Genomic DNA, 20,759 nt, shown 5'->3' with positions numbered 1-20,759 from the left:
CTCTTCCTATGACGTACGGCGCAGTGCGCGCACTCCGCGCAACCCGATGCCCCCGATGACCGTCCCCAATACGAAGGAAACGACGGCCAGCGCCAGGTGGACCCAGAAGTACGCGGTCGGACGGCCGTCGTCGAAGGCCAGCCCGCTGCCGTCCTTGACCAAGTTCTTGACGAAAGTGATCCAGATGAACCAAGACCACACTCCGAACGCGAGCAGGAACCAGGACACCGGACGGCTGAGCTTCATGGGTCCAGTATCGCCGTCGGCTGTCCGGTTCCGTGGCCGGGGTGGGGTCCGCGGCGGGACCTCGCCGTCCGTGCCGGGTACGTTCTCGTCCGTGTCCGCACCGAAGTCCCCCGCCGGCCGGTCCCTGCTGGTCGCCTCCGCCGCCCTGCTGTCCCTGTCGTTCACCGCCCCGGCCGCGCTCGCCGCGCCCACGCCCTCGACCGGTCCGTCGGCCACGCCGCCGGCGGGCATGTCGTCGGTCGGCGGCGCCCGGCTGGGACAGCCCGGCACCCAGGTCGACCTGGCCGCCGGGGCGCCGGTGCTGCCGAAGGACCTCACGGCCCGTTCCTGGATCGTCTCCGACGCCGAGTCCGGCGAGGTGCTGGCCGCGCACAACGCGCACTGGCGGCTGCCCCCGGCGAGCACCCTGAAGATGCTGTTCGCGGACACCGTGCTGCCGAGGTTCCCGAAGTCGACCCCGCACAAGGTGGCGGCGAGCGACCTCGCGGGCATGGGCGTCGGCTCCAGCCTGGTGGGGATAAGGGAGGGCCAGACCTACACGGTCCACGACCTGTGGCTCGGCGTCTTCCTCCGCTCCGGCAACGACGCCGTGCACGTGCTGTCCGCGATGAACGGCGGTGTCGGGCAGACCGTGAAGGACATGCAGTCGCACGCCGACGACCTCCAGGCGCTGGACACGCACGTGGTGAGCCCGGACGGGTACGACGCCCCCGGACAGGTGTCCTCGGCGTACGACCTGTCGCTGTTCGCCCGCTCCGGGCTGCAGAAGAAGGACTTCCGGGAGTACTGCTCGACCGTGCGGGCCGCGTTCCCGGGCGAGACGACGAAGAACGCCAAGGGCAAGTCGGTGCGGGACTCCTTCGAGATCCAGAACACCAACCGGCTGCTGAGCGGCGACACCGACGTGCCGGTCTACCAGGGCATCGCGGGGGTGAAGAACGGCAACACCACCAACGCGGGCGCCACCTTCACCGGGGTCGCGGAGCGCGCGGGCAAGGTGCTGCTGGTCACCGTCATGAACCCGGAGAAGAAGGAGCACAACGAGGTCTACAAGGAGGCCGCGCAGCTCCTCGACTGGGGCTTCCAGGCGGCCGGCAAGGTGACCCCGGTGGGTGAACTCGTCCCGCCGAAGGGGACCGCGGACACCGGTGCGCAGCGGGGAGCGACCCCCTCCCCCTCCGCGCCCGCCACGGGTGCGGGCAAGGACTCCGGGCCGGCGCCGGTGGCCGCCGCGTCCGCCGACGGCTCCGGCGGGGTCGGGATCGCGCTGGGGATCGCGGGCGGCGCGGTGGTGCTGCTGGTGGGCGCGGCCTTCCTGGTCAACCGCCGTTGGCCGCTGCCGGATCTGGTACGCCGGCGTCCTCGTCCGTGATCTCCTCGCCGCTCTCGGTCGCCGTCCAGGCGGCGCAGAACAGGACGAGCTTCGAGGTGAAGTTGATCCACAGCAGCAGGGCGACCGGCACGCCGAACGCGCCGTACATGCTCTTCGTGGCGACGCCCTGGATGTAGCCGCTGAGCAGCAGTTTGAGGAGTTCGAAGCCGACCGCGCCGATCAGCGCCGCGACCAGCAGGCGGCGGCGCGACGGCTCCACCCCGGGCAGCAGGGTGAGGACGTAGAGCAGCACCAGGAAGTCGGCGACCACCGCGACGAGGAACGCGATGCCCCGCAGCAGCAGGCTGCCCCAGCTGTGCTGGTCGATGCCGAACTGTCCCGCCGTCCAGCCGACGGCCGCCGAGGCGACCGTGGACACGGCGAGGGTGATCAGCAGGGCGCCGCCGAGGCCGATCAGGATGCCGGCGTCCTTGCCCTTGGCGACGATCGGGTTCTGCTCCTTGTCGGGCAGCTCCCACACCGTGCGCAGGCAGTCCCGCATCTGGCCGACCCAGCCGATGCCGGTGAACAGCAGCAGGGCACCGGCGATGAGGCCGACGGTGCCGGCGTTCTGCACCAGCGAGTTGATGTCCAGCTGGTCGGAGATGCCCGGGAACTGGTCGGCGATCTTGCCTTCCAGGGTGTGCTGCCGCGACTCGCTCAGCGTGGCGGCGGCGATCGCGGCGGCCACGGTCAGCAGCGGGAAGAGCGAGATGAAGCTGATGAAGGTCATGGCCGCGGCGAGCCGGGTCCACTTCACCCGGTCCAGCCGCTCGTACGACCGCCACGCGTGTGTCCGCATCAGCCACCCGACGAGCGGGCCGACGACGGGAAGCTTTCTCAGCCAGTCCATGATCCGACTCTGCCCTCCGCGCGGAATACCAATGTACGGGTACCCCAGAAGCGCAGAACTGTGGCGAGCGCCATGCCGACGACGGCGCCGGAGACGGTGTCCGCGCGCTGCGAGGTGAGACCGAGGCCGTAGTGGCTGACGGCGAGGCAGAGCAGCTGGACCAGCGCGCCGGCCAGGTTCACGGCCACGAAGACGGCGAACGCGCGCACCCCGGGCAGGCGGGCGCCCCGGTAGGTGCCGCGCGCGTTGCCGAGGTAGGCGACCGTGCAGCCGGCCAGGAAGGAGAGGGACTTGGCGGTGAGCGGGTCCAGGCCGGCCGGGCCGCGCAGCCAGCTGAAGAGGGTGAGGTCCGTGGTGTAGGCGAGCAGCCCGACGGCCGCGAACCCGATCAGTTCGCGCTGGTGCGCCCTCACCAGTGGGCCACCGCGAGCCCGTACATCGCGAGCCAGGCCAGGCCGATCAGGGCGAGGGCGCGGTCGCGCAGGACGACGTCCTCGGGTTCGCCCGCGGTGCCCCGGTCGGCGAAGACGGCGTAGCGCAGGATCGCCAGGATGAAGGCGACCATGGACAGCTGACGCCACGGCAGCAGGCCCGGCGCCGGGGTGCGGTGGCCCTCCAGGGCCCACAGGCAGTAGGCGAGGACGGCGACGCCCGCGGCGAGCTGCCAGACGAACCGGAGGTAGCCGGTGGTGTATTCGGTGAGCAGCGCGCGCGTGGCGCCCGCCTTGCCGCTCAGTTGCACGGCCTCGGAGTAGCGCTTGGCCGACACCATGAAGAGCGCGCCGAAGCCGGTGGTGATCAGGAACCAGCGGGACAGCGGGATGCCGAGCGCGACCCCGCCGATCACCGCCCGCATGAGGAATCCGGTGGTGACGACGACGAGGTCGACCACCAGGACGTGCTTCAGGGCGACGCAGTACGCCAGCTGCATGCCGAGGTAGGCGATCAGCAGGGCGGCGACCAGCGGCGGGGTCAGCCAGGCCGCGAGCGCCGGTCCCAGGACGGCCAGGACGCCTCCTGCGGCGTAGGCGACGGGGACGGGGAGCGCGCCGGCGGCGACCGGGCGGCGGCACTTGGTGGGGTGGGCGCGGTCGGCGTCCGCGTCACGGGCGTCGTTGATCAGGTAGACGGCGGCGGCGCAGGCCGTGAAGAGGGCGAAGGTGAGGCCGAGGGTCAGGAGCGCGTGCGCGGAGAAGAGCCGTCCGGCGGCGGCCGGTGCGGCGATGACGAGGGTGTTCTTGACCCACTGCTTGGGACGGGTGGTCCTGAGCAGGCCCAGGAGGAGGCCGCCGGGGGTGACGCGCGCGCGTGCCGGTCCGTGCGGCCGGGCGGGGTGGGCGCGCTGCTCGCGCAGATTCGTTTCCGCAATCGCTTCCCCGGCGGCGTGCGCGGTCTCGGTCACGTCGGCCTCCCCTCGTACGAGGCGCCCGGCACTCCCCCGCGCATCCACCGCGCCCCGGCACGCGCCGTGAGCGCGCCGAGGGCCGCGCCCGCCGCGACGTCCGACGGATAGTGCACGCCGACCACGAGCCGGGACAGGCACATGGCGGCCGCCAGGGGTGCGAGGGCGGGCGCGCCGAGCGCGCCGAAGGCGACGGCGGCGGCGACCGCGGAGGTGGCGTGCGAGCTGGGGAAGGAGTGCCGGCCCGCGGTGCGCACCAGGGGCCGCACGTGGGTGGGGCGCGACCGGCGCACGAGCCGTTTGACGCCGATGCTGCCGAGGTGCGCGCCCGCGACCAGCGCCGTGCCGCGCAGCCAGGTGCGCCGTCGTGCGCCGTCCGCGGCGGCCCCGGCGAGGCCCGCCGCGAGCCAGAGCGCGCCGTGCTCACCGGCGAGGGAGAGACCGCGCGCGGCCGACGCGACGCGTGGATCGGCACCGCAGGCGTGCAGCGCGGAGAGGATCCGGTGGTCCATGTCGTCCATTGGACTCACTGTTCACCTCGACTCCCCAAAAGCTACGACCCTATTGATCGACATTCCGATAATCACCCGTTTCGGGGAGTCAGGTGATCTTCCGTAACCCCCGGGAAGGCGGCACGCATCACACCCATACGGGGGCGATACGGTCGGCCTCATGCCTGGAATGCCTGGAGGGTCCGCAGATCCCGCCGCGACCGCACCTCCCGGAACCGCCGTCCCCGTCACGGGCTGGGGCCGCACCGCCCCCACCGTCGGCCGCCTGATCCGTCCCCGGACGTACCAGGAGGCGGCGGACGTGATCCGGAACTGCGGGGCTCGCGGGGGTATCGCGCGTGGGCTGGGGCGCGCGTACGGGGACGCCGCGCAGAACGCCGGCGGCGCCGTGCTCGACATGACGGGCCTCGACCGCATCCACGCCATCGACGCCGACGGCGGCATCCTGCTCTGCGACGCGGGGGTCTCCCTGCACCGCCTGACGGAGGTGCTGCTGCCGCTCGGCTGGTTCGTCCCGGTGACCCCGGGGACCCGCCAGGTGACGGTGGGCGGCGCGATCGGCGCCGACATCCACGGCAAGAACCACCATGTCTCGGGATCGTTCTCCCGTCACGTGCTGTCCTTCGAACTCCTCACCGCGGACGGCCAGGTCCGGACGGTGAGCCGCGACACCCCGCTGTTCGACGCGACGGCCGGCGGCATGGGTCTGACCGGAGTGATCCTCACGGCGACCGTCCGCCTCCTCCCGGTCGAGACGTCGTACCTGACGGTCGACACCGAACGCGCCGACGACCTCGACGACCTGATGCACCGCCTGACCACCACCGACCACCGCTACCGCTACTCGGTCGCCTGGATCGACCTGCTGGCCCGCGGGGCGGCGACCGGGCGCGCGGTGCTCACGCGCGGCGACCACGCGCCCCTGGAGGCGCTCGGTGAGGGCACACGCGCCGGGCGTGCACCACTCGCCTTCCGCTCCCGTCGGCTTCCGGCCGCGCCCGCCTTCGTCCCGGAGGGCCTCCTCGGCCGCACCACGGTCGGGCTCTTCAACGAACTCTGGTACCGCAAGGCACCCCGCGCGCGCACCGGCCAGCTCCAGCGCGTCTCCACGTTCTTCCACCCCCTGGACGGCGTCCCGCACTGGAACCGGGTCTACGGCCGCGGCGGCTTCGTGCAGTACCAGTTCGTCGTCGGCTACGGCCAGGAGGACGCGCTGCGCCGGATCGTGGCCCGTATCTCCGAGCGCCGCTGCCCGTCCTTCCTCGCCGTCCTCAAGCGCTTCGGCGACGCCGACCCCGGCTGGCTCTCCTTCCCCGTGCCCGGCTGGACCCTCGCGCTGGACATCCCGGCCTCGCTGCCCGGCCTCGGCGCGTTCCTCGACGAACTCGACGAGGAGGTCGCGGCCGCCGGCGGCCGCGTCTACCTCGCCAAGGACGCCCGGCTCCGCCCCGACCTGCTCGCCGCGATGTACCCACGGCTCGCCGACTTTCGCGCGCTGCGCGCGGAGTTGGACCCGCGCGGGGTGTTCGTCTCCGACCTGTCCCGCCGCCTCGGCCTCTAGGAGCTGTCATGAAGGACGCCTTCGGAATGCCCCAGTCCCTGCTCGTGCTCGGCGGTACCTCCGAGATCGCGCTGGCCACCGCGCGCCGGCTGATCGCCCGCCGCACCCGCACCGTCTGGCTGGCCGGCCGCCCCTCGCCCGCCCTGGGGGCCGCCACCGAGCAACTGCGCGCCCTGGGCGCCGAGGTCCGCACCGTCCCCTTCGACGCGCTCGACCCCGAGTCCCACGAGGCGGCCCTCGGCAAGGTCTTCGCCGAGGGCGACATCGACATGGTGCTGCTCGCCTTCGGTGTCCTGGGCGACCAGGCCACCGACGAGCGCGAGCCGGTGCAGGCCGTGCGGGTGGCGCAGACCAACTACACGGGCGCCGTCTCGGCCGGCCTGGTCTGCGCGCGGGAACTGCAGACGCAGGGGCACGGCTCCCTGGTGGTCCTGTCGTCGGTCGCCGGCGAGCGGGCCCGGCGCTCCAACTTCATCTACGGCTCCAGCAAGGCGGGCCTGGACGCGTTCGCGCAGGGCCTGGGCGACGCGCTGCACGGCACCGGCGTGCACGTGATGGTCGTACGGCCGGGCTTCGTGCGGTCGCGGATGACCGCGGGACTGGCCGAGGCGCCCCTGGCGACGACCCCGGAGGCGGTGGCGACGGCGATCGAGACGGGACTGCGCAGGCGCTCGGAGCTGGTGTGGGTGCCGGGGGCGCTGCGCGTGGTGATGGCGGCGCTGCGGCACGCGCCGCGGCCGTTGTTCCGGCGGCTGCCGATCTGAGGGACGGCCGGTCCGGGGGGACGGCTACCGGCTGGCGATGGTGTCCCGCTCCGCGGGCCCGGCCTGCGGCGGTACGACGGCGCCGCCGAAGGCGTACTCGTGCAGCTTGCGCCACACGCCGTCGAGCCCCTGCTCGTACAGCGCGAACCCGGTGCACGGCCACGCGGCCTCGTACTCCGAGAGTTCGGCGAACGCCCGGTCCATCGCGGCCTCGTCGATCCCGTGCGCGACGGTCACGTGCGGGTGGTAGGGGAACTGCAGCTCACGGTCGAGCGGCCCGGAGGCGTCCCGGACCCGCTGCTGGAGCCGGCAGCACTCGTCCGCTCCCTGCACGACCCGGACGTACACCACCGGCGACAGCGGCCGGAAGGTGCCGGTGCCGGACAGCCGCATCGGGAAGGGCCGGCCGGCCGCGGCGACCTCGCCGAGGTGCGCCTCCACGGCGGCCAGTGACTCCTCGGCGATCTCCGTGGGCGGCAGCAGCGTGACGTGCGTCGGGATGCCGTGCGCCGCGGCGTCGCCGAAGCCCGTGCGCCGCTCCTGGAGCAGGCTGCCGTGAGGCTCCGGGACCGCGATCGAGACGCCGATCGTTACGGTCCCCACGTCATCTCCTGTCGGTCGTGATGATCGGACGTGTGTCGGGTTCGTACACTGCCGTCCGGCTATCGACTGTACGGCCACGGCCGCCTTCCGGGCAGCCGTGGCCGAAGTGATGTGCAGCGCTCCCGTGCGCTCCCCGGGGCGCCCCGAGCGCCCCTGGCGCTCCGCTCGGTGCGGCCGGTAGCGCGCTCAGTGCTTGGCGGGCAGGAAACCGACCCGGTCGTAGGCGTGGGACAGGGTCTCCGCGGCGACCGCGCGGGCCTTCTCCGCGCCCTTGGCGAGGATCGAGTCCAGCGTCTCCGAGTCGTCCAGGTACTGCTGGGTGCGCTCCCGGAACGGGGTGACGAAGTCCACCATGACGTCGGCGAGGTCCGTCTTGAGCGCGCCGTACATCTTGCCCTCGTACTCCCGCTCCAGCTCGGCGATCGTCCTGCCGGTGAGGGTGGAGTAGATCGTGAGCAGGTTGGAGACGCCCGGCTTGTGCTCGGCGTCGTAGCGGATCACGGTGTCGGTGTCGGTGACCGCGCTCTTGACCTTCTTCGCCGTCGCCTTCGGCTCGTCGAGCAGGTTGATGAGGCCCTTCGGCGTGGACGCCGACTTGCTCATCTTGATCGCCGGGTCCTGGAGGTCGTAGATCTTCGCCGTCTCCTTGAGGATGTACGGCTTCGGGACGGTGAAGGTCGCGCCGAAGCGGCCGTTGAAGCGCTCCGCGAGGTCGCGGGTCAGCTCCACGTGCTGGCGCTGGTCCTCGCCGACGGGCACCTCGTTGGCCTGGTAGAGCAGGATGTCGGCGACCTGGAGGATCGGGTACGTGAACAGGCCGACGCTGGCGCGGTCCGCGCCCTGCCTGGCCGCCTTGTCCTTGAACTGGGTCATCCGGCTGGCCTCGCCGAAGCCGGTGAGGCAGTTCATGACCCAGGCGAGCTGGGCGTGCTCCGGGACGTGGCTCTGCACGAAGAGGGTGCAGCGGTCCGGGTCCAGGCCGGCCGCGAGCAGCTGGGCCGCGGCGAGCCGGGTATTGGCGCGCAGGTCGGCGGGGTCCTGCGGGATCGTGATCGCGTGCAGGTCGACGACCATGTAGAAGGCGTCGTGGGACTCCTGGAGGGCCACCCACTGGCGGACGGCGCCGAGGTAGTTGCCGAGGTGGAACGAGCCGGCGGTGGGCTGGATGCCGGAGAGCACGCGGGGTCGATCAGAGGCCATGCTCACCATTCTCTCAGAGGGTGAGGGCGGGATCGGCCCGGCGGTGGGGGTGGTTTCGGAGCGCGGGGGCCGCGGGCCCGGTGGGGGCCCGGCGCGCAGTTCCCCGCGCCCCTTCAGGGGCGCTGCCCCTGACCGGCGCCGATCAGCCGAGGTCGATCTCCGGGTACAGCGGGAAGCCCGCCACCAGGTCGGTCGCGCGCTTCGCGATCTCCGCCGAGACCTTCTCGTCCAGGACGTGGGAGGCCTTCGACGGGGCGCCGGACTTCGTGGTGCCCGGCTCGGCGGCGGTCAGCACGCGGTCGATCAGACCCGCGACCTCGTCCATCTCGGCGGTGCCGAGGCCACGGGTGGTGAGGGCGGGCGTGCCGATGCGGATGCCGGAGGTGTACCAGGCGCCGTTCGGGTCGGCCGGGATCGCGTTGCGGTTGGTGACGATGCCGGAGTCGAGCAGCGCCGTCTCGGCCTGCCGGCCGGTGAGGCCGTACGACGACTCGACGTCGATCAGGTTGAGGTGGTTGTCGGTGCCGCCGGTCACCAGCGTGGCGCCGCGGCGCAGCAGGCCGTCGGCCAGCGCGCGGGAGTTGTCCACGATCCGCCGGGCGTAGTCCTGGAAGGAGGGCTGCCGGGCCTCGGCCAGGGCGACGGCCTTGGCGGCCATCACGTGCGGGAGCGGGCCGCCGAGGACCATCGGGCAGCCGCGGTCGACCTGGTCCTTCAGCGAGTCGTCGCACAGGACCATGCCGCCGCGCGGGCCGCGCAGCGACTTGTGGGTGGTCGTGGTGACGATCTGGGCGTGCGGGACCGGGTCGAAGTCGCCGGTGAGGACCTTGCCGGCGACCAGGCCCGCGAAGTGCGCCATGTCGACCATGAGGGTCGCGCCGACCTCGTCGGCGATCTCCCGCATGATCCGGAAGTTCACCAGCCGCGGGTACGCGGAGTATCCGGCCACCAGGATCAGCGGCTTGAAGTCACGGGCCTGGGCGCGCAGCGCGTCGTAGTCGATCAGGCCGGTCGCCGGGTCGGTGCCGTAGGACCGCTGGTCGAACATCTTCCCGGAGATGTTGGGGCGGAAGCCGTGGGTGAGGTGGCCGCCCGCGTCCAGGGACATGCCGAGCATCCGCTGGTTGCCGAAGGCCTGCCGCAGCTCGGCCCAGTCGGCCTCGGAGAGGTCGTTGATCTGGCGGACGCCGGTCTTCTGGAGGAACGGCGCCTCGACGCGGTCGGCGAGGACGGCCCAGAAGGCGACCAGGTTGGCGTCGATGCCGGAGTGCGGCTGGACGTAGGCGTGCCGGGCGCCGAACAGCTCGCGGGCGTGCTCGGCGGCGAGCGCCTCGACGGTGTCGACGTTGCGGCAGCCGGCGTAGAAGCGGCGGCCGACGGTGCCCTCCGCGTACTTGTCGCTGAACCAGTTGCCCATCGCGAGCAGGGTCGCCGGGGAGGCGTAGTTCTCCGAGGCGATCAGCTTGAGCATCTCGCGCTGGTCGTGGACCTCCTGCCCGATGGCGTCGGCGACGCGCGGCTCGACCGCGCGGATCACGTCGAGGGCGGATCGGAACGCGGTGGACTCGGTGGACAGGGGCGCGGACTTGTCAGTCATTCGGGACCTCCGGACATGTCGTTCGGCACTCACGGTTCGGCCCAGGCGCACGGCACTCGATCAGACACGGGCCGCTCCCCGATGGTCGGTCCCATCCCAGCGCGCCAGTCACGGCCCGCTGGTCACACTACCCGGCACACCCCACCGGGGACCGGGACGTCCACCACTCGGGCGGGGCCGCGGGCCACCGCCCCGGCGTCGTGCCGCGGCGCGGGACGGCGGGTACCGGGGAGGTTCGCGGACAGTGCGTCGCCTACAGTCCCCTCGTGCTCTTCGGAATGGTGTGCGCTCTCGCCGCGGCGCTGTGCTTCGGTACCGCGACGGTCCTGCAGGCGGTGGCCGCGCGGGCGGCCGGTGACGGTGGTGGCGGGGAGGCCGCGCTGCTGCTGCGGGCGGTCCGCCAGTGGCGGTACGTCGCCGGGCTCGGGCTGGACGGGCTGGGGTTCGTGTTCCAGATCCTGGCGCTGCGCTCGCTCCCCATCTACGCGGTGAGCGCGGCGCTGGCGTCCAGTCTCGCGGTGACCGCGGTGGTCGCGGCCCGGCTGCTGCGGGTGCGGCTGAGCGGGCTGGAGTGGGGCGCGGTCGGGGTCGTGTGCGCGGGGCTCGCGATGCTGGGGCTGGCGTCGGGGCCGGAGGGCGGCAGGGCCGGGTCGGACGCACTGACGTTCGCCATGCTCGCGACCGCGGTGGGCGTGCTGCTGCTCGGGCTCGCGGGCGGGCGGCTGTCGGGGCGCGGGCGGGCGCTGCTGCTGGGCCTCGGCGCGGGGTTCGGGTTCGGGGTGGTGGAGGTGTCGGTGCGGCTCGTCGACACCCTGCGGCCGGCCGGCCTGTTCACCGACCCGGCGCTCTACGCGCTGCTGGTGGGCGGCGGCGGCGCCTTCCTGCTGCTGACCTCGGCGCTGCAGCGCGGCTCGGTGACCACGGCGACGGCGGGGATGGTGATCGGCGAGACGATCGGCCCGGCGGCGGTCGGCGTGGTCTGGCTCGGCGACCGCACCCGCGAGGGGCTCGCCTGGCTCGGGGTGCTCGGCTTCACGGTGGCCGTCGTGGGCGCCCTGGCGCTGGCCAGGTTCGGCGAGGCACCGGAGGACGAGGCGGAGGCCTGAGACGCGGCCACCCCTGCCCGACCAGTCGACAGGGATCGGCCTCGCCGTCCGCGGGGTCGCGCTCATCGTGCGCGTCCTGCGGATGCCGCTCGCCCAGGCCGTCCCGCGCGACGGCGAGGCGGCACGGACGCGGGCCGAGCTGGACGAGGTGATCCGATGCCATCACCGTCGACATCGACGTGATGCCGGCCCGACGGAAGATGTCCCTGGGCGAGCCGGCGGACCGGGTCGGGGTCACGCCCGCCCGCCTCGCGGTGCTCAAGAACGGCCGCGCCAAGGGGGTGCGGTTCGCGACGCTCGCCGCGCTCCGCGAGGTGCTGGAGTGCCGGCCGGGCGGCCTGCTGCGCCGGGAGGCCGAGGAGGCCGCGGCCGGCTGACCCGCCCGGATTCATCCGGCGCCGGTCACGGCCGGGTCCGACAGCACCGTGCACAGCAGGTCCAGCGCCCCCGACCAGGCGTGGTCGGCGGGGGTGCCGTAGCCGAGGACGAGGGCGTCCGGGGGCGCGGCGGACGCGTCGGGGTGGCGGTGGCGCGGGGTGAGGCCGTCGAGGGCGAGGCCGTGGGCGGCGGCGGCGCGGATCACCCGGCGCTCGGTGCCGGGCGGCAGCCGCAGCAGCATGTGCAGACCGGCCGCGATGCCGGTGACCTCGATCTGCGGGGCGCGCTCGGCCAGGGCCGCGACCAGGGCGTCCCGGCGGTGCCGGTAGCGGGCGCGGGAGGCGCGCACGTGCCGGTCGTAGGCACCGGAGCTGACGAACTCGGCGAGGATCAGCTGGTCCGGCGTCCCGCAGACGTCCACGGCACCCTTGACGGCCGCCATCTCCCGCGCCACCCCCGCCGGCAGCACCATCCAGGCCAGCCGCAGCCCGGGCGCCAGGGACTTGCTGGCCGTACCGAGGTAGACGACCTCGTCGGGGGCCAGGCCCTGGAGGGCGCCGACGGGACGGCGGTCGTAGCGGAACTCCCCGTCGTAGTCGTCCTCCAGGACCAGACCGCCTTCGCGCCGCGCCCAGTCCACGACGGCGGCCCGCCGGTCGCGGTGCAGCGGCACGCCCATCGGGAACTGGTGGGCCGGGGTCAGCAGCACCGCCGCCGGTCCCCGGGACAGGCGCGTGGTGTCGGTGCCGAGCCGGTCGAAGGGCAGCGGGACGGTGCGCAGTCCGGCCGCCGTCAGCAGCCGCCAGTGCTCGTCGAGGCCGTACGACTCCACCGCGACCGTGTCCGCCCCGCGGGCCCGCAGCAGCCGGCCGAGCAGGCCGAGGCCGTGGGCGAACCCGGCGCAGATCACGATGCGTTCGGGGTCGGCGCGCACGCCCCGGGCACGGGCGAGGTAGGCGGCGAGCGCGGTGCGCAGCTCGACGCGGCCGCGCGGATCGCCGTACCCGAAGGCCTCGTTGGGAGCGGCGGTCAGGGCGCGGCGGGCCGCCCTGAGCCACTCCGCGCGGGGGAAGGCGGAGACGTCGGGGTGGCCGGCGCGCAGGTCGTAGGCGGGGTGATGGGCGCTCGCGCCGGGCGCGGGCGCCGGTGCGCGGCGCCCGTCGGGCGCCGGCGTCGGTTCCCTGGCCGCGACCCGCGTTCCGGAGCCCTGGCGGGCGGTGAGCCAGCCCTCGGCGACCAGATCGGCGTAGGCGTCGGCGACCGTGTTGCGGGCGATCCCGAGGTCGGCGGCGAGGGACCGCGAGGAGGGCAGCCGGGTGCCGGGGACCAGCCGGCCGCCCCGGACGGCTTCCCGCAGGGCGTCGGTCAGACCCCGGCGCAGCCCCGGACCGGCCGGCTCCAGATGGAGGTCGATTCCCAGAGTGGCCCATGTTCTCCCCATGGAAATGGACCATACTCCTGGGCTGCCTGGCTCCTAGGGTCGCGATATGACCACAGAACAACCGTCCGAGCACGCACCCGAGCACACCCCCCGTCTGCCCTGGTCGGAGCTGGTGCCCGACGTCTTCCGGGCGATGGTCCGGCTGGACACCGCCGCCCGCCGGGGCCTCGACCCGAAGCTTCTGGAGCTGGTGAGGATCCGGGCCTCGCAGCTCAACCGCTGCGCGCTCTGTGTGGACATGCACAGCAAGGACGCGCTGGCGCGGGGCGAGAGCGTCGAGCGGATCATCCAGCTCAGCGCCTGGGAGGAGTCCGAGCACTTCTACACCGAGAAGGAGCTGGCTGCGCTGGGGCTGACGGAGGCCGTGACCGTCCTGACGGACGGGTTCGTGCCGGACGCCGTCTACGAGCGGGCCGCCAGGCTCTTCGACGAGACGGAGCTGGCACAGCTGATCGCCGCGATCACGGTGATCAACGCCTGGAACCGGTTCGGGGTGACCTGCCGCCTGGTGCCGGGGCACCACACGCCGGGGCAGCACGCATAGGCGGAGCCGCTGACCGTCCGGGCCGGAGCTTCGGCGGCGGTCCGGGAGGGCGCCGCCGGGCTCCGTCGGACGGACGGGCGGAGATCACGCCGCGTGGCCGGCCCCCGGCCGGAAACGGCGGTAGAGCAGCACACCGGCCGTCAGCGAGGCCAGGCTCGCGGCGGCCGGCGCCCAGGGGTTGCCCGTTCCGGTGTGCGCGAGCATGCCGCCCGCGTGGTGGTGGACGGGAGCCGGCGGCTCGGGTGCGGGGTGCGCCTTGACCGGGTGGGACGGCGTGTGGCGGACGGGAGGCGTGGAGGGGGCGGGCTCGTCCGGCGTGTCGGTGGAGTTGCCGAAGACGGGGTTGCCGATCCCCACCGCGTTCACGCTGTTGCCGACGACGTTCACGGGGACGTCGACCGGGAGCTGGACGGCGTTGCCGGACAGGATGCCCGGCGAGTCGTGCGCGGTGCCGGAGGCCGCCGCGCCCTCCTTCTCCTTCTCCTTGTGCGCGGCCTTGCCGCCCTCGTTGGAGCAGCGGTTGCCCATCGCGGGGTTGAGGAGCCCGACCACGTCGACGGTGTTGCCGCACACGTTCACCGGGATGTTCACCGGCAACTGGATGTCGTTGCCGGACAGCACGCCGGGCGAGCCCGTCGCGGAACCGTCCGCGGCGGAGTCGGCCCACGCGGGCCCCGCGACCGCCATCGCACCAGACGCGACGGCGAAGGCGATCACACTGTTCCGGGTAGCCCGTTTCATGGGTTCCCTGCCCTTCCAGACACGTCGCGGGCACTCACCCGCGATCGGCGAATCCAAGCAAAGCGATAGAGAAAACGGCTCCGTTCGCCGGTATCGGGTCGATACGGGCGCGCGGGCCGACCCCGCCGACGTCTCGCCGCGCCGGCCCGGTTCCGGGCGGCGGATCGGCACACGACGGCGGGGCGCACGGCCGGGGCCGTCAGAGGGCCTGGTTGTTGCAGCCCATGTCCGAGCCGAGGTGGCTCTGCTGCGCGCCCGGGTTGCCCTCGCCGTTGAGCACGTTGCCCGCCAGGCCGGTGAGCGCGCCGACGCTGCCGAGCACCTCGATGTTCATGTCGTGCGAACGGCACTCGGTGGCCTGGGTGATGTCCAGGTCGCGGCCCAGGTCGTCGTGGGCGGAGGCGGTGCCGGCGCCGAACGAGGCGACGCTGCCGAGCATGGCGGCGCCCACGAGGACCGCCTTGTGGAAGTTGCGCATGGGTACTCCAGATTTCGGTACGGAGAGGATCTGCGGGAGGTGGTGCGAGTGGTGCGGAGGTCCGCCGGCGCCGCGGTCAGCCAAGCCGGGGAAGGCCGAGCTGGCCGACCGGAGGCGCGGCGACCTGTCCGAGGCCGACCGGGGAGAGCTGCGGCACGCCCGGCTGCCCCAGCTGCGGGCTGAGCAGCGGGTTCACCTGGGGGTTGATCTGGGGGTTCACCTGCGGCGCGACGATCGCCGGGGGCTGGCCTCCGACGTTCTGCGGGACCTGCGGCACGGCGAGCTGCGGGGCGACCTGCGGCATGACCTGGGGCATGACCTGCGGCACCACCTGGGCGGGCTGCGCCGGGGCGGCCTGCTGTTGGTACTGCGGGGCGGGCTGCTGGTACTGCGGCGCCTGCTGCTGGTACTGCGGAGGGGCCTGCTGCGGGTACTGGGGGGCGGCCTGCTGCGGGTACGGCGTCGTGGCGGCCTGCGCGACTCCCTGCGAGGAGGCCGTGCTGGAGGCGTAACCGGTCTGCGGCGCGGGCACGGCCTGCTGGACCGGCTGCGGAGCGGGCGCCGGGGCCGCCTGGGGAGCGAATTGCTCGGGAGCGGGAGCCGGAGCCGGGGCGGGACTGCCCGGTGCGATCTCGGCGGCGTGACTGACACCGCCGCCGAGCGCGGACAGACCGCTGGCCGCCACTGCAAAGAGCGCGGCCTTGTGAAGCTTGCGCATGAAACCCTCGGCCCTTCGATACCTGAATAGGGAAGTCCATTGCATTCAGCGCCGTCACACGTGCCGTCGGTGTGATGTTCGTACCGCACCGCCGGCAGCGGTAATTCCGATAAGCACGCGGACTTCGCATTCGGAGCCGGCAGCGATTGCCTCACCTCGTCAGGTCCACGGTCGCTGCCCTCTCCTCGTCGGAACGAGGAACGTCCGGACGCGGTCACGGCAATTGCTGGCCCGTCACCCATTTGCCGTGCCATGGGCGGGACTTCACGATCCGCACACCCTGTGGCAAATGGGTGACCACACCCCGGCAGCCGTTTCTGGCTCCGCGCGCTCCTCGTTCCCCACGGGGCAAGGACGATGGTTCACCGCAGCCGCACAGGGCGCCAGGCACAGCGACAACTGCGCTGCCTCATTCAGCATTTCATCAGATTCCGTGCACAGGTCAATGAAGGGCCGAGAATTCCATGCGCAAGCTTCGTAAGGTCGCGCTCGTCGTAGCAGCAGCCGGAGGTCTCACCGCCGTCGGCGCCGGCCCCAGCTCCGCCGCCACCCCCGCCACCTACAACGGGGCTGTGCCGCCCCCCGTTTCACAGCCGGACGCCCAGGCCGCCGCGGCCTCCTCGGCCCAGGCGACCGCGCAGTCCTACGGTTCGCCGGCCGTGCAGCAGGCGCCCCCGCAGCGGGCCACCGAGGTCGCCCCGCAGATCAACCCGCAGCTGAACCCGCAGATCAACCCGCAGCTGTCGCAGCCGGCCCCGCAGCCGGCGCAGGGCCAGGCCGCCCCGGTGAGCCAGACCAACATGTTCCGCCCGTCGCAGGAATGCAGCCCGCAGACCCTGCTCGACGCGAACGTTCCGGTCGCGCTGCTCGCCGCCTCCCAGACCCGCGGCGTCGACTGCTCCCAGGCCAACAGCCAGTCGAACTCGCTCGCCAACGCGCGCCAGGGATGACGGTCAACCACCGGCGCGCGACGGGCAATTGCCGCTCGTCGCGGCCGAGGTGTGCGCAACGACGCGATACGGCTTTCGGGTGCATTCGCTTTCCGATCGCGAAATCGGCGCGTCGTTGCCATCTTTGGAGTATTTCGTACTAATCTCCCGTAACTGTAACAAGTCGATCTCCCCACAGATCGCACCCACTCACTCCCCGGAGATGACATGCGTAAGCTTCGCAACGTTGCCGTCCTGGTCGCCGCTCTCGGCAGCATCGGACTCGTCGGCGGCACGGCCCACGCCGACCAGGGCGGCAGGGGCGGCGAGCACGGCGACAAGTTCAACATCACTCAGAGCTCCAACTGCAAGTCGCACGACCTGAACCTGGACGTCCTCGGCGAGGTCGGCCTGCTCAACGGCGTTCTGGGCAACGCGCTGAACGGCGAGGGCAACCCGGGCGCCCAGGCCACCGACATCGGTTCCACCATGGGGTGCAACAACAGCGCCTTCTGAAACACCTGATCGGCACGCAGACGCCGGTCGACACATGGTCCCGGTGCCGGGCGCGAAAGCCCGGCACCGGGACCATGTGCGTGTACCGGCGGAACCCAGAGGTGGTGAATATCAATGGAGTTCGGCGCGCCGCTGGATTATCTCGGTTATTTCGTATCAATCTTCAGCTCAAGGAGGCCGGTCTTTCGCGGATCGCCTCTACCCCACCTCAGCGGAGATGAAATGCACAAGGTACGTATGGCCGCCGTCCTCTTCGCCGCGTTCGGGAGCATCGGGCTCCTGGGCGCCGGCGCCGCCCACGCCGACCAGGGCGGCGGGAAGCGGGGCGACAGCTTCGACATCCGGCAGAGCAGCACCTGCAGGTCGCACGACGGCAACGTCGACGTCCTCGGCGAGGTCGGCATCCTCAACGGCCTGGGCGGCAACCTGCTGAACGGCGAGGGCAACGCCGGCGCCCAGCAGAGCCACCTCGGTTCGGACATGGGCTGCAACAACAGCTTCGGCAAGTAGGCCCCAACGACCGATCCCGGTACCCGGCGACAAGCCGGGTACCGGGATCGGTCGTTGGCGCTCAGAACTCGAAATGCGGCTTCTTGAAGCCCTTGGGGAGCTCCGCCTTGTTGGAGCAGTCCACCTCGGGACCGGCGCTCGTGGAGCCGCTGCCCAGCAGTCCGTCCTCCGGATACACCACGCCGGGCCGGTCGACCGTCGTGCAGTCCTGCGTCTGCTTGATGACGTGCGTGCCGTCCTTGTCGCTGTGGATCTCGCTCTTGCGGACGCAGACGGTGTCCCCCTGGGCGTTGGTCTTGCAGTCGCCGGAGCGCCCGTCCGCGTACGCGGACGCGGACGCGTGTCCGGCGCCGACGCAGATCGCCGCGAGGCTCCCGACGAGCCCCGTGACGGTGGCAATCTTCTGCCGAGTCAACATGTGGTGCTTTCCTTTGCGAAAAGGGCCCGTCCGCAATGCCGTCGCCGGCGTGCGTCGGGCCCGAGAAGGTCGGATACGACAGGACGACGGCAGCCCGGACGCATGCTCCGAGGGAGCAGTGCGTCCGGGCTGCCGTCGCCGCGGGGTACCCCTCAGCAAGTCGCTGAACGGACCCCGGAGTTCGTGCGATGTCCCCGATACGTCGTTACTCGCCCTCGCCGCCCTGCTGCTCGCCGTAGCCCTGCTCGGGGCCCTCGGGGCCCTCGGGGCCGGCCTTCTGCTCCTCGGGCTGACCCTCGGGCTGGCCCTCCGGCTGACCCTGCGGCTGGACCTGCGGGCCGTAGTAACCACTGCCGACGGCAACGGCGTTGGCCGACGAGTTGGCCACGGCGGTGACGCCCTGGCCCGCGTCCCCGCCACCGGCGGCGAAGCTCGCCCCGGCACCGACGAAGGACAGACCGGCAACGGCCGCCGCTACGACCGCGGCACGCTGAAACTTACGCATGATGTGACCCTTTCTTCTCCGGGCAGGACAGCCCGGTTCGACTACGCAGTGTGAGCATATACACACATTACGTAGTCATTCAGGATCTACACTCGGTCATGTCGCGTCGTCTTCGTGCTGCGTCGCCGACTGCCAGTGGCGGGCGTGCCGGTCCTCGCGGGTGCCGGTCGATCCCCAAGTGGTCGGGGAACAGGTCACCTCGGGGCCGAGGCGCGCCCGGCCGTTGCCGAGGACGGCGGGCACCGTCAGCGGCTGCACCGTCTGACAGGTGTCCTGGTGGGGCGGCAACTCACCTTCGGGCACCTCGCCCTTGAACCGCTGGGAGCAGCTGAGGTTGCCCAGGAGGTCACGGGTGCACTCCCCCGGGGCCGCTGCGGCATGCGCCTGGGCGATGCCGGCACCGGTCACCACGAGGCCGCCGACGAGCACCGAGAGAGCCGCGATCTTCTTCCGGTTCACCATGTCGGAGTCAGCCGGTGAAGGCGTTGTTGTACTGACCGCAGGTGGTGTCCGTGGTGCCCGCGAGACCGAGCACGCCGACCGGGATGTCGTTCTCGGCCACCGTCTGCGGGCTGCACTCCTGGTAGGGGCGGTAGAGGTCGGCCACCTGCAGCCCGTTGCCCGAGCTGTCGGCGACAGCGGTGCCGGCGCCGAGGGCGGACAGGCCGCCGGCCGCCGCCACCGCCGCGAACACGACCTTCTGAAGCTTGCGCATGGAAACCTCGATTCTTTTCCTGTACATCGAGACCGATTGCCTAGCGTGACCGCGCAAACACTAGCAGTAGCGACAGGTGACGTACCGCACCCAATGGGGCCATGAGTTGACGTTCGCCGCATAGTGCCGCGATTCCAATACGGTCGTATCAGAGGGAAGTTGGGTCAGAGCAGTTCCGGCTGCGCGGTGCGCAGGTGATCGCTCGCCGGTACGGAGGCGATCACGTCCCGCAGCCTCTCGGCGTACCGGCGCACGTTCTTGTAGGCGATCTCGGTGTCCGGGTAGCGGCAGGCGAACCACAGGCCCTCGTGGAGGCGGCTGACCCAGGCGCACACCTGATCGCCGTAGGACACCCGGATCAGCCCGTACGTCTTCTGCTCGTTCCAGCCGTGCGAGCCGGGGGTCGGCCGGGCGTCCGTGTACGAGACGATCGAGTACATGTCGGGCGAGGTCGGACGGAAGTCCGCGCCGAGCAGCCGCAGTACGCGGGCCAGCGGGATCCGGGCCAGCGACCGGTTGGCCCGCAGTTCGGCGCGGACCGTGGCGAGCGCGCCGTCGAAGTCCCGGGCCGCCGGCACCTCGATCGGCGCGCCGCCGACGTACCAGCCCACGGAGTCCGACCACTCGGACCTCAGCCGGGTGTGGAACGGCACGACCGTCCGGTAGACCGGCTGGCCGCCCAGCTCGTGGACGATCAGGCTGGTCGCGGCCAGGATGCCCACCAGGCTTCCGCCGTAGGGCCGGCAGTACGCCTCGAAGGCGGCCGCGGTGTCGGCGTCGACGAGCGGCTCGCACATCAGCTTCTGGGCGGGCAGCGCGCCGCCGGGCCGCAGACCGAGGTCGACCGGGAACTCCGGGAGCCTCCCGTCGCACCGGCCGATGAACTCGCGCCAGCGTCCGACGATCGCGTGGGTGTCGTCGATGCCGTCCGCGTTCGCCCGCTCCTGCCGGCAGAAGTCCACGTAACTCCCCACCGGCGCGCCGGTGACGGGCCGTCCCGCGCGGGAGGCCGTGTACAGCCCGTGGATCTCGCTGGAGGTGAGCTGGAGGGAGTAGGCGTCGACGTTGGTGTGGTCGAAGGCCATGTACACGCTGGTGGAGTCGTCGCGGACGACCGCCGCGTAGATGTGGTTCGGCCAGCCGAGCGCGTCCGCGGCGACGTCGAACCGGTCCTGGAGGTACCGGGTCAGCACGTCCGCGTCCGCGAAGTCGCCGACCACCTCGCGGTGCAGCGCCACGTCGGCGGCGTCCAGGGTGAACCGGCGCATCTCCTCGTCCACCAGGCGGAAGCCGCTGCGCAGCGTCTCGTGCCGCAACGTCCAGCCGCGCAGGGCCTCTTCGAGCGCGTCGAGGTCGGCCCGGCCCGGCAGGTCGAACGCCGTGCCGAGCCAGGTCGGCACGAACAGCCCGTCCTCGCGCACCGCCCGCGCCGTCCTGATGTGCGACTCCTGGATGTACGCCGGCGGCCGCGGATCCGGTGGGAGCGCTGTCGCCGCCGCGACGGTCGCCGGGCTGAACGTCCACTCCACTAGCCGTCCGGGCCGGACCTCGCAGCGCTGAATGTCAGAAATTCGCACGATGGCGTCTCCTTCACAGAAGACACCAGCTTGATCAAGTCCCGGCCGTGCGCGAGCGACGGCCGCTGTGTCG

The 20,759-nt window shown here is 72.3% G+C and carries 26 protein-coding genes and 1 riboswitch; of the genes, 9 read left to right on the top strand and 17 right to left on the bottom strand.

The genetic code is table 11. The annotated features are described in order from the left end of the window. Window positions 1-6: 6 nt before the first annotated feature. On the bottom strand, window positions 7-246 hold the full coding sequence (locus ACIRQ9_RS04835) for an SCO4848 family membrane protein (protein ID WP_404167154.1): 240 nt from the start codon (window positions 244-246) through the stop codon (window positions 7-9). Between the two features lie 91 nt (window positions 247-337). Between ACIRQ9_RS04835 and ACIRQ9_RS04830 the strand changes: the two genes are divergently transcribed. Beyond that, on the top strand, window positions 338-1,618 hold the full coding sequence (locus ACIRQ9_RS04830) for a D-alanyl-D-alanine carboxypeptidase family protein (protein ID WP_404167152.1): 1,281 nt from the start codon (window positions 338-340) through the stop codon (window positions 1,616-1,618). On the opposite strand, the gene ACIRQ9_RS04825 is transcribed toward ACIRQ9_RS04830, so the two are convergent. The 4 genes from ACIRQ9_RS04825 to ACIRQ9_RS04810 are packed head-to-tail and all read right to left on the bottom strand — an operon-like array spanning window position 1,566 to window position 4,394. Then, window positions 1,566-2,471, bottom strand: a complete 906-nt coding sequence (locus ACIRQ9_RS04825; protein ID WP_404167150.1) for a YihY/virulence factor BrkB family protein — start codon at window positions 2,469-2,471, stop codon at window positions 1,566-1,568. The two genes, ACIRQ9_RS04830 and ACIRQ9_RS04825, sit on opposite strands and share 53 nt — an antisense overlap. Continuing rightward, the gene (locus ACIRQ9_RS04820; RefSeq protein ID WP_404167526.1) at window positions 2,459-2,887 is read right to left on the bottom strand and encodes a GtrA family protein; all 429 of its coding nucleotides are present in this window, start codon (window positions 2,885-2,887) and stop codon (window positions 2,459-2,461) included. The genes ACIRQ9_RS04825 and ACIRQ9_RS04820 overlap by 13 nt, the downstream gene beginning before the upstream one ends. After that, on the bottom strand, window positions 2,881-3,840 hold the full coding sequence (locus ACIRQ9_RS04815) for a decaprenyl-phosphate phosphoribosyltransferase (protein WP_404167524.1): 960 nt from the start codon (window positions 3,838-3,840) through the stop codon (window positions 2,881-2,883). Before ACIRQ9_RS04815 ends, ACIRQ9_RS04820 begins: the two co-directional genes overlap by 7 nt. Window positions 3,841-3,869: 29 nt before the next feature. After that, on the bottom strand, window positions 3,870-4,394 hold the full coding sequence (locus ACIRQ9_RS04810; protein ID WP_404167148.1) for a phosphatase PAP2 family protein: 525 nt from the start codon (window positions 4,392-4,394) through the stop codon (window positions 3,870-3,872). Window positions 4,395-4,554: 160 nt separating this feature from the next. Between ACIRQ9_RS04810 and ACIRQ9_RS04805 the strand changes: the two genes are divergently transcribed. Then, window positions 4,555-5,946 (top strand): FAD-binding protein, encoded by a 1,392-nt coding sequence (locus ACIRQ9_RS04805; protein WP_404167522.1) that lies wholly within the window; start codon window positions 4,555-4,557, stop codon window positions 5,944-5,946. 8 nt (window positions 5,947-5,954) lie between these two features. Further along, the gene (locus tag ACIRQ9_RS04800) at window positions 5,955-6,710 is read left to right on the top strand and encodes a decaprenylphospho-beta-D-erythro-pentofuranosid-2-ulose 2-reductase (protein WP_404167146.1); all 756 of its coding nucleotides are present in this window, start codon (window positions 5,955-5,957) and stop codon (window positions 6,708-6,710) included. A gap of 24 nt (window positions 6,711-6,734) precedes the next feature. Here ACIRQ9_RS04800 and ACIRQ9_RS04795 read toward each other — a convergent pair whose 3' ends face one another. The 3 genes from ACIRQ9_RS04795 to ACIRQ9_RS04785 all read right to left on the bottom strand — a co-directional run bounded on the left by ACIRQ9_RS04795 (window position 6,735) and on the right by ACIRQ9_RS04785 (window position 10,110). Then, window positions 6,735-7,313 carry a 2'-5' RNA ligase family protein gene (locus ACIRQ9_RS04795; RefSeq protein ID WP_404167144.1) on the bottom strand — a complete coding sequence of 193 codons (579 nt, stop codon included), beginning with the start codon at window positions 7,311-7,313 and terminating at the stop codon, window positions 6,735-6,737. Window positions 7,314-7,499: 186 nt separating this feature from the next. Next, entirely contained in the window at window positions 7,500-8,513 is a 1,014-nt protein-coding gene (gene trpS / locus ACIRQ9_RS04790; RefSeq protein WP_404167142.1) for a tryptophan--tRNA ligase, read from the bottom strand. 142 nt (window positions 8,514-8,655) lie between these two features. Further along, window positions 8,656-10,110 (bottom strand): glycine hydroxymethyltransferase, encoded by a 1,455-nt coding sequence (locus ACIRQ9_RS04785; protein ID WP_404167140.1) that lies wholly within the window; start codon window positions 10,108-10,110, stop codon window positions 8,656-8,658. A gap of 32 nt (window positions 10,111-10,142) precedes the next feature. After that, window positions 10,143-10,232, bottom strand: a riboswitch (ZMP/ZTP riboswitch). Window positions 10,233-10,388: 156 nt separating this feature from the next. Here ACIRQ9_RS04785 and ACIRQ9_RS04780 point away from each other — a divergent pair. Together ACIRQ9_RS04780 and ACIRQ9_RS04775 are read left to right on the top strand one after the other, a co-directional pair. Further along, complete coding sequence (locus ACIRQ9_RS04780) at window positions 10,389-11,216, top strand: DMT family transporter (RefSeq protein WP_404167520.1); 828 nt, start codon at window positions 10,389-10,391, stop codon at window positions 11,214-11,216. A gap of 182 nt (window positions 11,217-11,398) precedes the next feature. Then, the gene (locus ACIRQ9_RS04775; RefSeq protein WP_404167138.1) at window positions 11,399-11,593 is read left to right on the top strand and encodes a helix-turn-helix domain-containing protein; all 195 of its coding nucleotides are present in this window, start codon (window positions 11,399-11,401) and stop codon (window positions 11,591-11,593) included. Between the two features lie 11 nt (window positions 11,594-11,604). Here ACIRQ9_RS04775 and ACIRQ9_RS04770 read toward each other — a convergent pair whose 3' ends face one another. Continuing rightward, entirely contained in the window at window positions 11,605-13,035 is a 1,431-nt protein-coding gene (locus ACIRQ9_RS04770; RefSeq protein ID WP_404167136.1) for a PLP-dependent aminotransferase family protein, read from the bottom strand. Between the two features lie 46 nt (window positions 13,036-13,081). Here ACIRQ9_RS04770 and ACIRQ9_RS04765 point away from each other — a divergent pair, with 46 nt between their 5' ends. After that, on the top strand, window positions 13,082-13,579 hold the full coding sequence (locus tag ACIRQ9_RS04765; protein WP_404167134.1) for a carboxymuconolactone decarboxylase family protein: 498 nt from the start codon (window positions 13,082-13,084) through the stop codon (window positions 13,577-13,579). Between the two features lie 84 nt (window positions 13,580-13,663). Here the strand turns inward: ACIRQ9_RS04765 and ACIRQ9_RS04760 are convergent, their stop codons facing one another. From ACIRQ9_RS04760 to ACIRQ9_RS04750, 3 genes are all read right to left on the bottom strand, one after another. Then, window positions 13,664-14,266, bottom strand: coding sequence for a chaplin (locus ACIRQ9_RS04760; RefSeq protein ID WP_404167132.1), 603 nt, complete (start codon window positions 14,264-14,266; stop codon window positions 13,664-13,666). 253 nt (window positions 14,267-14,519) lie between these two features. Continuing rightward, entirely contained in the window at window positions 14,520-14,798 is a 279-nt protein-coding gene (locus ACIRQ9_RS04755) for a hypothetical protein (protein ID WP_404167130.1), read from the bottom strand. A gap of 76 nt (window positions 14,799-14,874) precedes the next feature. Next, window positions 14,875-15,516 carry a hypothetical protein gene (locus tag ACIRQ9_RS04750; RefSeq protein WP_404167128.1) on the bottom strand — a complete coding sequence of 214 codons (642 nt, stop codon included), beginning with the start codon at window positions 15,514-15,516 and terminating at the stop codon, window positions 14,875-14,877. Between the two features lie 464 nt (window positions 15,517-15,980). Between ACIRQ9_RS04750 and ACIRQ9_RS04745 the strand changes: the two genes are divergently transcribed. The 3 genes from ACIRQ9_RS04745 to ACIRQ9_RS04735 all read left to right on the top strand — a co-directional run bounded on the left by ACIRQ9_RS04745 (window position 15,981) and on the right by ACIRQ9_RS04735 (window position 17,471). Further along, window positions 15,981-16,466 carry a hypothetical protein gene (locus ACIRQ9_RS04745; protein ID WP_404167126.1) on the top strand — a complete coding sequence of 162 codons (486 nt, stop codon included), beginning with the start codon at window positions 15,981-15,983 and terminating at the stop codon, window positions 16,464-16,466. 207 nt (window positions 16,467-16,673) lie between these two features. Next, the gene (locus ACIRQ9_RS04740; protein WP_404167124.1) at window positions 16,674-16,961 is read left to right on the top strand and encodes a hypothetical protein; all 288 of its coding nucleotides are present in this window, start codon (window positions 16,674-16,676) and stop codon (window positions 16,959-16,961) included. A 222-nt stretch (window positions 16,962-17,183) separates the two neighbouring features. Beyond that, window positions 17,184-17,471, top strand: a complete 288-nt coding sequence (locus ACIRQ9_RS04735; protein WP_404167122.1) for a hypothetical protein — start codon at window positions 17,184-17,186, stop codon at window positions 17,469-17,471. 61 nt (window positions 17,472-17,532) lie between these two features. Here ACIRQ9_RS04735 and ACIRQ9_RS04730 read toward each other — a convergent pair whose 3' ends face one another. The 5 genes from ACIRQ9_RS04730 to ACIRQ9_RS04710 form a co-directional block, all read right to left on the bottom strand. Beyond that, the gene (locus ACIRQ9_RS04730) at window positions 17,533-17,889 is read right to left on the bottom strand and encodes a hypothetical protein (RefSeq protein ID WP_404167120.1); all 357 of its coding nucleotides are present in this window, start codon (window positions 17,887-17,889) and stop codon (window positions 17,533-17,535) included. 205 nt (window positions 17,890-18,094) lie between these two features. Then, window positions 18,095-18,394, bottom strand: a complete 300-nt coding sequence (locus tag ACIRQ9_RS04725; RefSeq protein WP_404167118.1) for a hypothetical protein — start codon at window positions 18,392-18,394, stop codon at window positions 18,095-18,097. 96 nt (window positions 18,395-18,490) lie between these two features. Continuing rightward, complete coding sequence (locus ACIRQ9_RS04720; RefSeq protein ID WP_404167116.1) at window positions 18,491-18,856, bottom strand: hypothetical protein; 366 nt, start codon at window positions 18,854-18,856, stop codon at window positions 18,491-18,493. Between the two features lie 7 nt (window positions 18,857-18,863). Further along, window positions 18,864-19,109, bottom strand: coding sequence for a hypothetical protein (locus ACIRQ9_RS04715; RefSeq protein ID WP_404167114.1), 246 nt, complete (start codon window positions 19,107-19,109; stop codon window positions 18,864-18,866). 164 nt (window positions 19,110-19,273) lie between these two features. After that, entirely contained in the window at window positions 19,274-20,686 is a 1,413-nt protein-coding gene (locus tag ACIRQ9_RS04710) for a condensation domain-containing protein (RefSeq protein WP_404167112.1), read from the bottom strand. Between the last annotated feature and the right edge of the window lie 73 nt (window positions 20,687-20,759).

It is taken from the genome of Streptomyces sp. NPDC101237 (assembly GCF_044767465.1).
Lineage (GTDB): Bacteria > Actinomycetota > Actinomycetes > Streptomycetales > Streptomycetaceae > Streptomyces > Streptomyces gramineus.
This window is presented reverse-complemented; position numbering and strand designations above follow the sequence as displayed.

Bases quoted from the DNA above. Each gene is read 5' to 3' on its own strand.
- ACIRQ9_RS04835 (WP_404167154.1), bottom strand. From the start codon at position 246: ATGAAGCTCAGCCGTCCGGTGTCCTGGTTCCTGCTCGCGTTCGGAGTG.
- ACIRQ9_RS04825 (WP_404167150.1), bottom strand. From the start codon at position 2,471: ATGGACTGGCTGAGAAAGCTTCCCGTCGTCGGCCCGCTCGTCGGGTGG.
- ACIRQ9_RS04810 (WP_404167148.1), bottom strand. From the start codon at position 4,394: ATGGACGACATGGACCACCGGATCCTCTCCGCGCTGCACGCCTGCGGT.
- ACIRQ9_RS04805 (WP_404167522.1), top strand. From the start codon at position 4,555: ATGCCTGGAGGGTCCGCAGATCCCGCCGCGACCGCACCTCCCGGAACC.
- ACIRQ9_RS04800 (WP_404167146.1), top strand. From the start codon at position 5,955: ATGAAGGACGCCTTCGGAATGCCCCAGTCCCTGCTCGTGCTCGGCGGT.
- trpS (WP_404167142.1), bottom strand. From the start codon at position 8,513: ATGGCCTCTGATCGACCCCGCGTGCTCTCCGGCATCCAGCCCACCGCC.
- ACIRQ9_RS04785 (WP_404167140.1), bottom strand. From the start codon at position 10,110: ATGACTGACAAGTCCGCGCCCCTGTCCACCGAGTCCACCGCGTTCCGA.
- ACIRQ9_RS04780 (WP_404167520.1), top strand. From the start codon at position 10,389: ATGGTGTGCGCTCTCGCCGCGGCGCTGTGCTTCGGTACCGCGACGGTC.
- ACIRQ9_RS04775 (WP_404167138.1), top strand. From the start codon at position 11,399: ATGCCGGCCCGACGGAAGATGTCCCTGGGCGAGCCGGCGGACCGGGTC.
- ACIRQ9_RS04770 (WP_404167136.1), bottom strand. From the start codon at position 13,035: ATGGGGAGAACATGGGCCACTCTGGGAATCGACCTCCATCTGGAGCCG.
- ACIRQ9_RS04765 (WP_404167134.1), top strand. From the start codon at position 13,082: ATGACCACAGAACAACCGTCCGAGCACGCACCCGAGCACACCCCCCGT.
- ACIRQ9_RS04760 (WP_404167132.1), bottom strand. From the start codon at position 14,266: ATGGCGGTCGCGGGGCCCGCGTGGGCCGACTCCGCCGCGGACGGTTCC.
- ACIRQ9_RS04755 (WP_404167130.1), bottom strand. From the start codon at position 14,798: ATGCGCAACTTCCACAAGGCGGTCCTCGTGGGCGCCGCCATGCTCGGC.
- ACIRQ9_RS04750 (WP_404167128.1), bottom strand. From the start codon at position 15,516: ATGCGCAAGCTTCACAAGGCCGCGCTCTTTGCAGTGGCGGCCAGCGGT.
- ACIRQ9_RS04745 (WP_404167126.1), top strand. From the start codon at position 15,981: ATGCGCAAGCTTCGTAAGGTCGCGCTCGTCGTAGCAGCAGCCGGAGGT.
- ACIRQ9_RS04740 (WP_404167124.1), top strand. From the start codon at position 16,674: ATGCGTAAGCTTCGCAACGTTGCCGTCCTGGTCGCCGCTCTCGGCAGC.
- ACIRQ9_RS04735 (WP_404167122.1), top strand. From the start codon at position 17,184: ATGCACAAGGTACGTATGGCCGCCGTCCTCTTCGCCGCGTTCGGGAGC.
- ACIRQ9_RS04730 (WP_404167120.1), bottom strand. From the start codon at position 17,889: ATGTTGACTCGGCAGAAGATTGCCACCGTCACGGGGCTCGTCGGGAGC.
- ACIRQ9_RS04725 (WP_404167118.1), bottom strand. From the start codon at position 18,394: ATGCGTAAGTTTCAGCGTGCCGCGGTCGTAGCGGCGGCCGTTGCCGGT.
- ACIRQ9_RS04720 (WP_404167116.1), bottom strand. From the start codon at position 18,856: ATGGTGAACCGGAAGAAGATCGCGGCTCTCTCGGTGCTCGTCGGCGGC.
- ACIRQ9_RS04715 (WP_404167114.1), bottom strand. From the start codon at position 19,109: ATGCGCAAGCTTCAGAAGGTCGTGTTCGCGGCGGTGGCGGCGGCCGGC.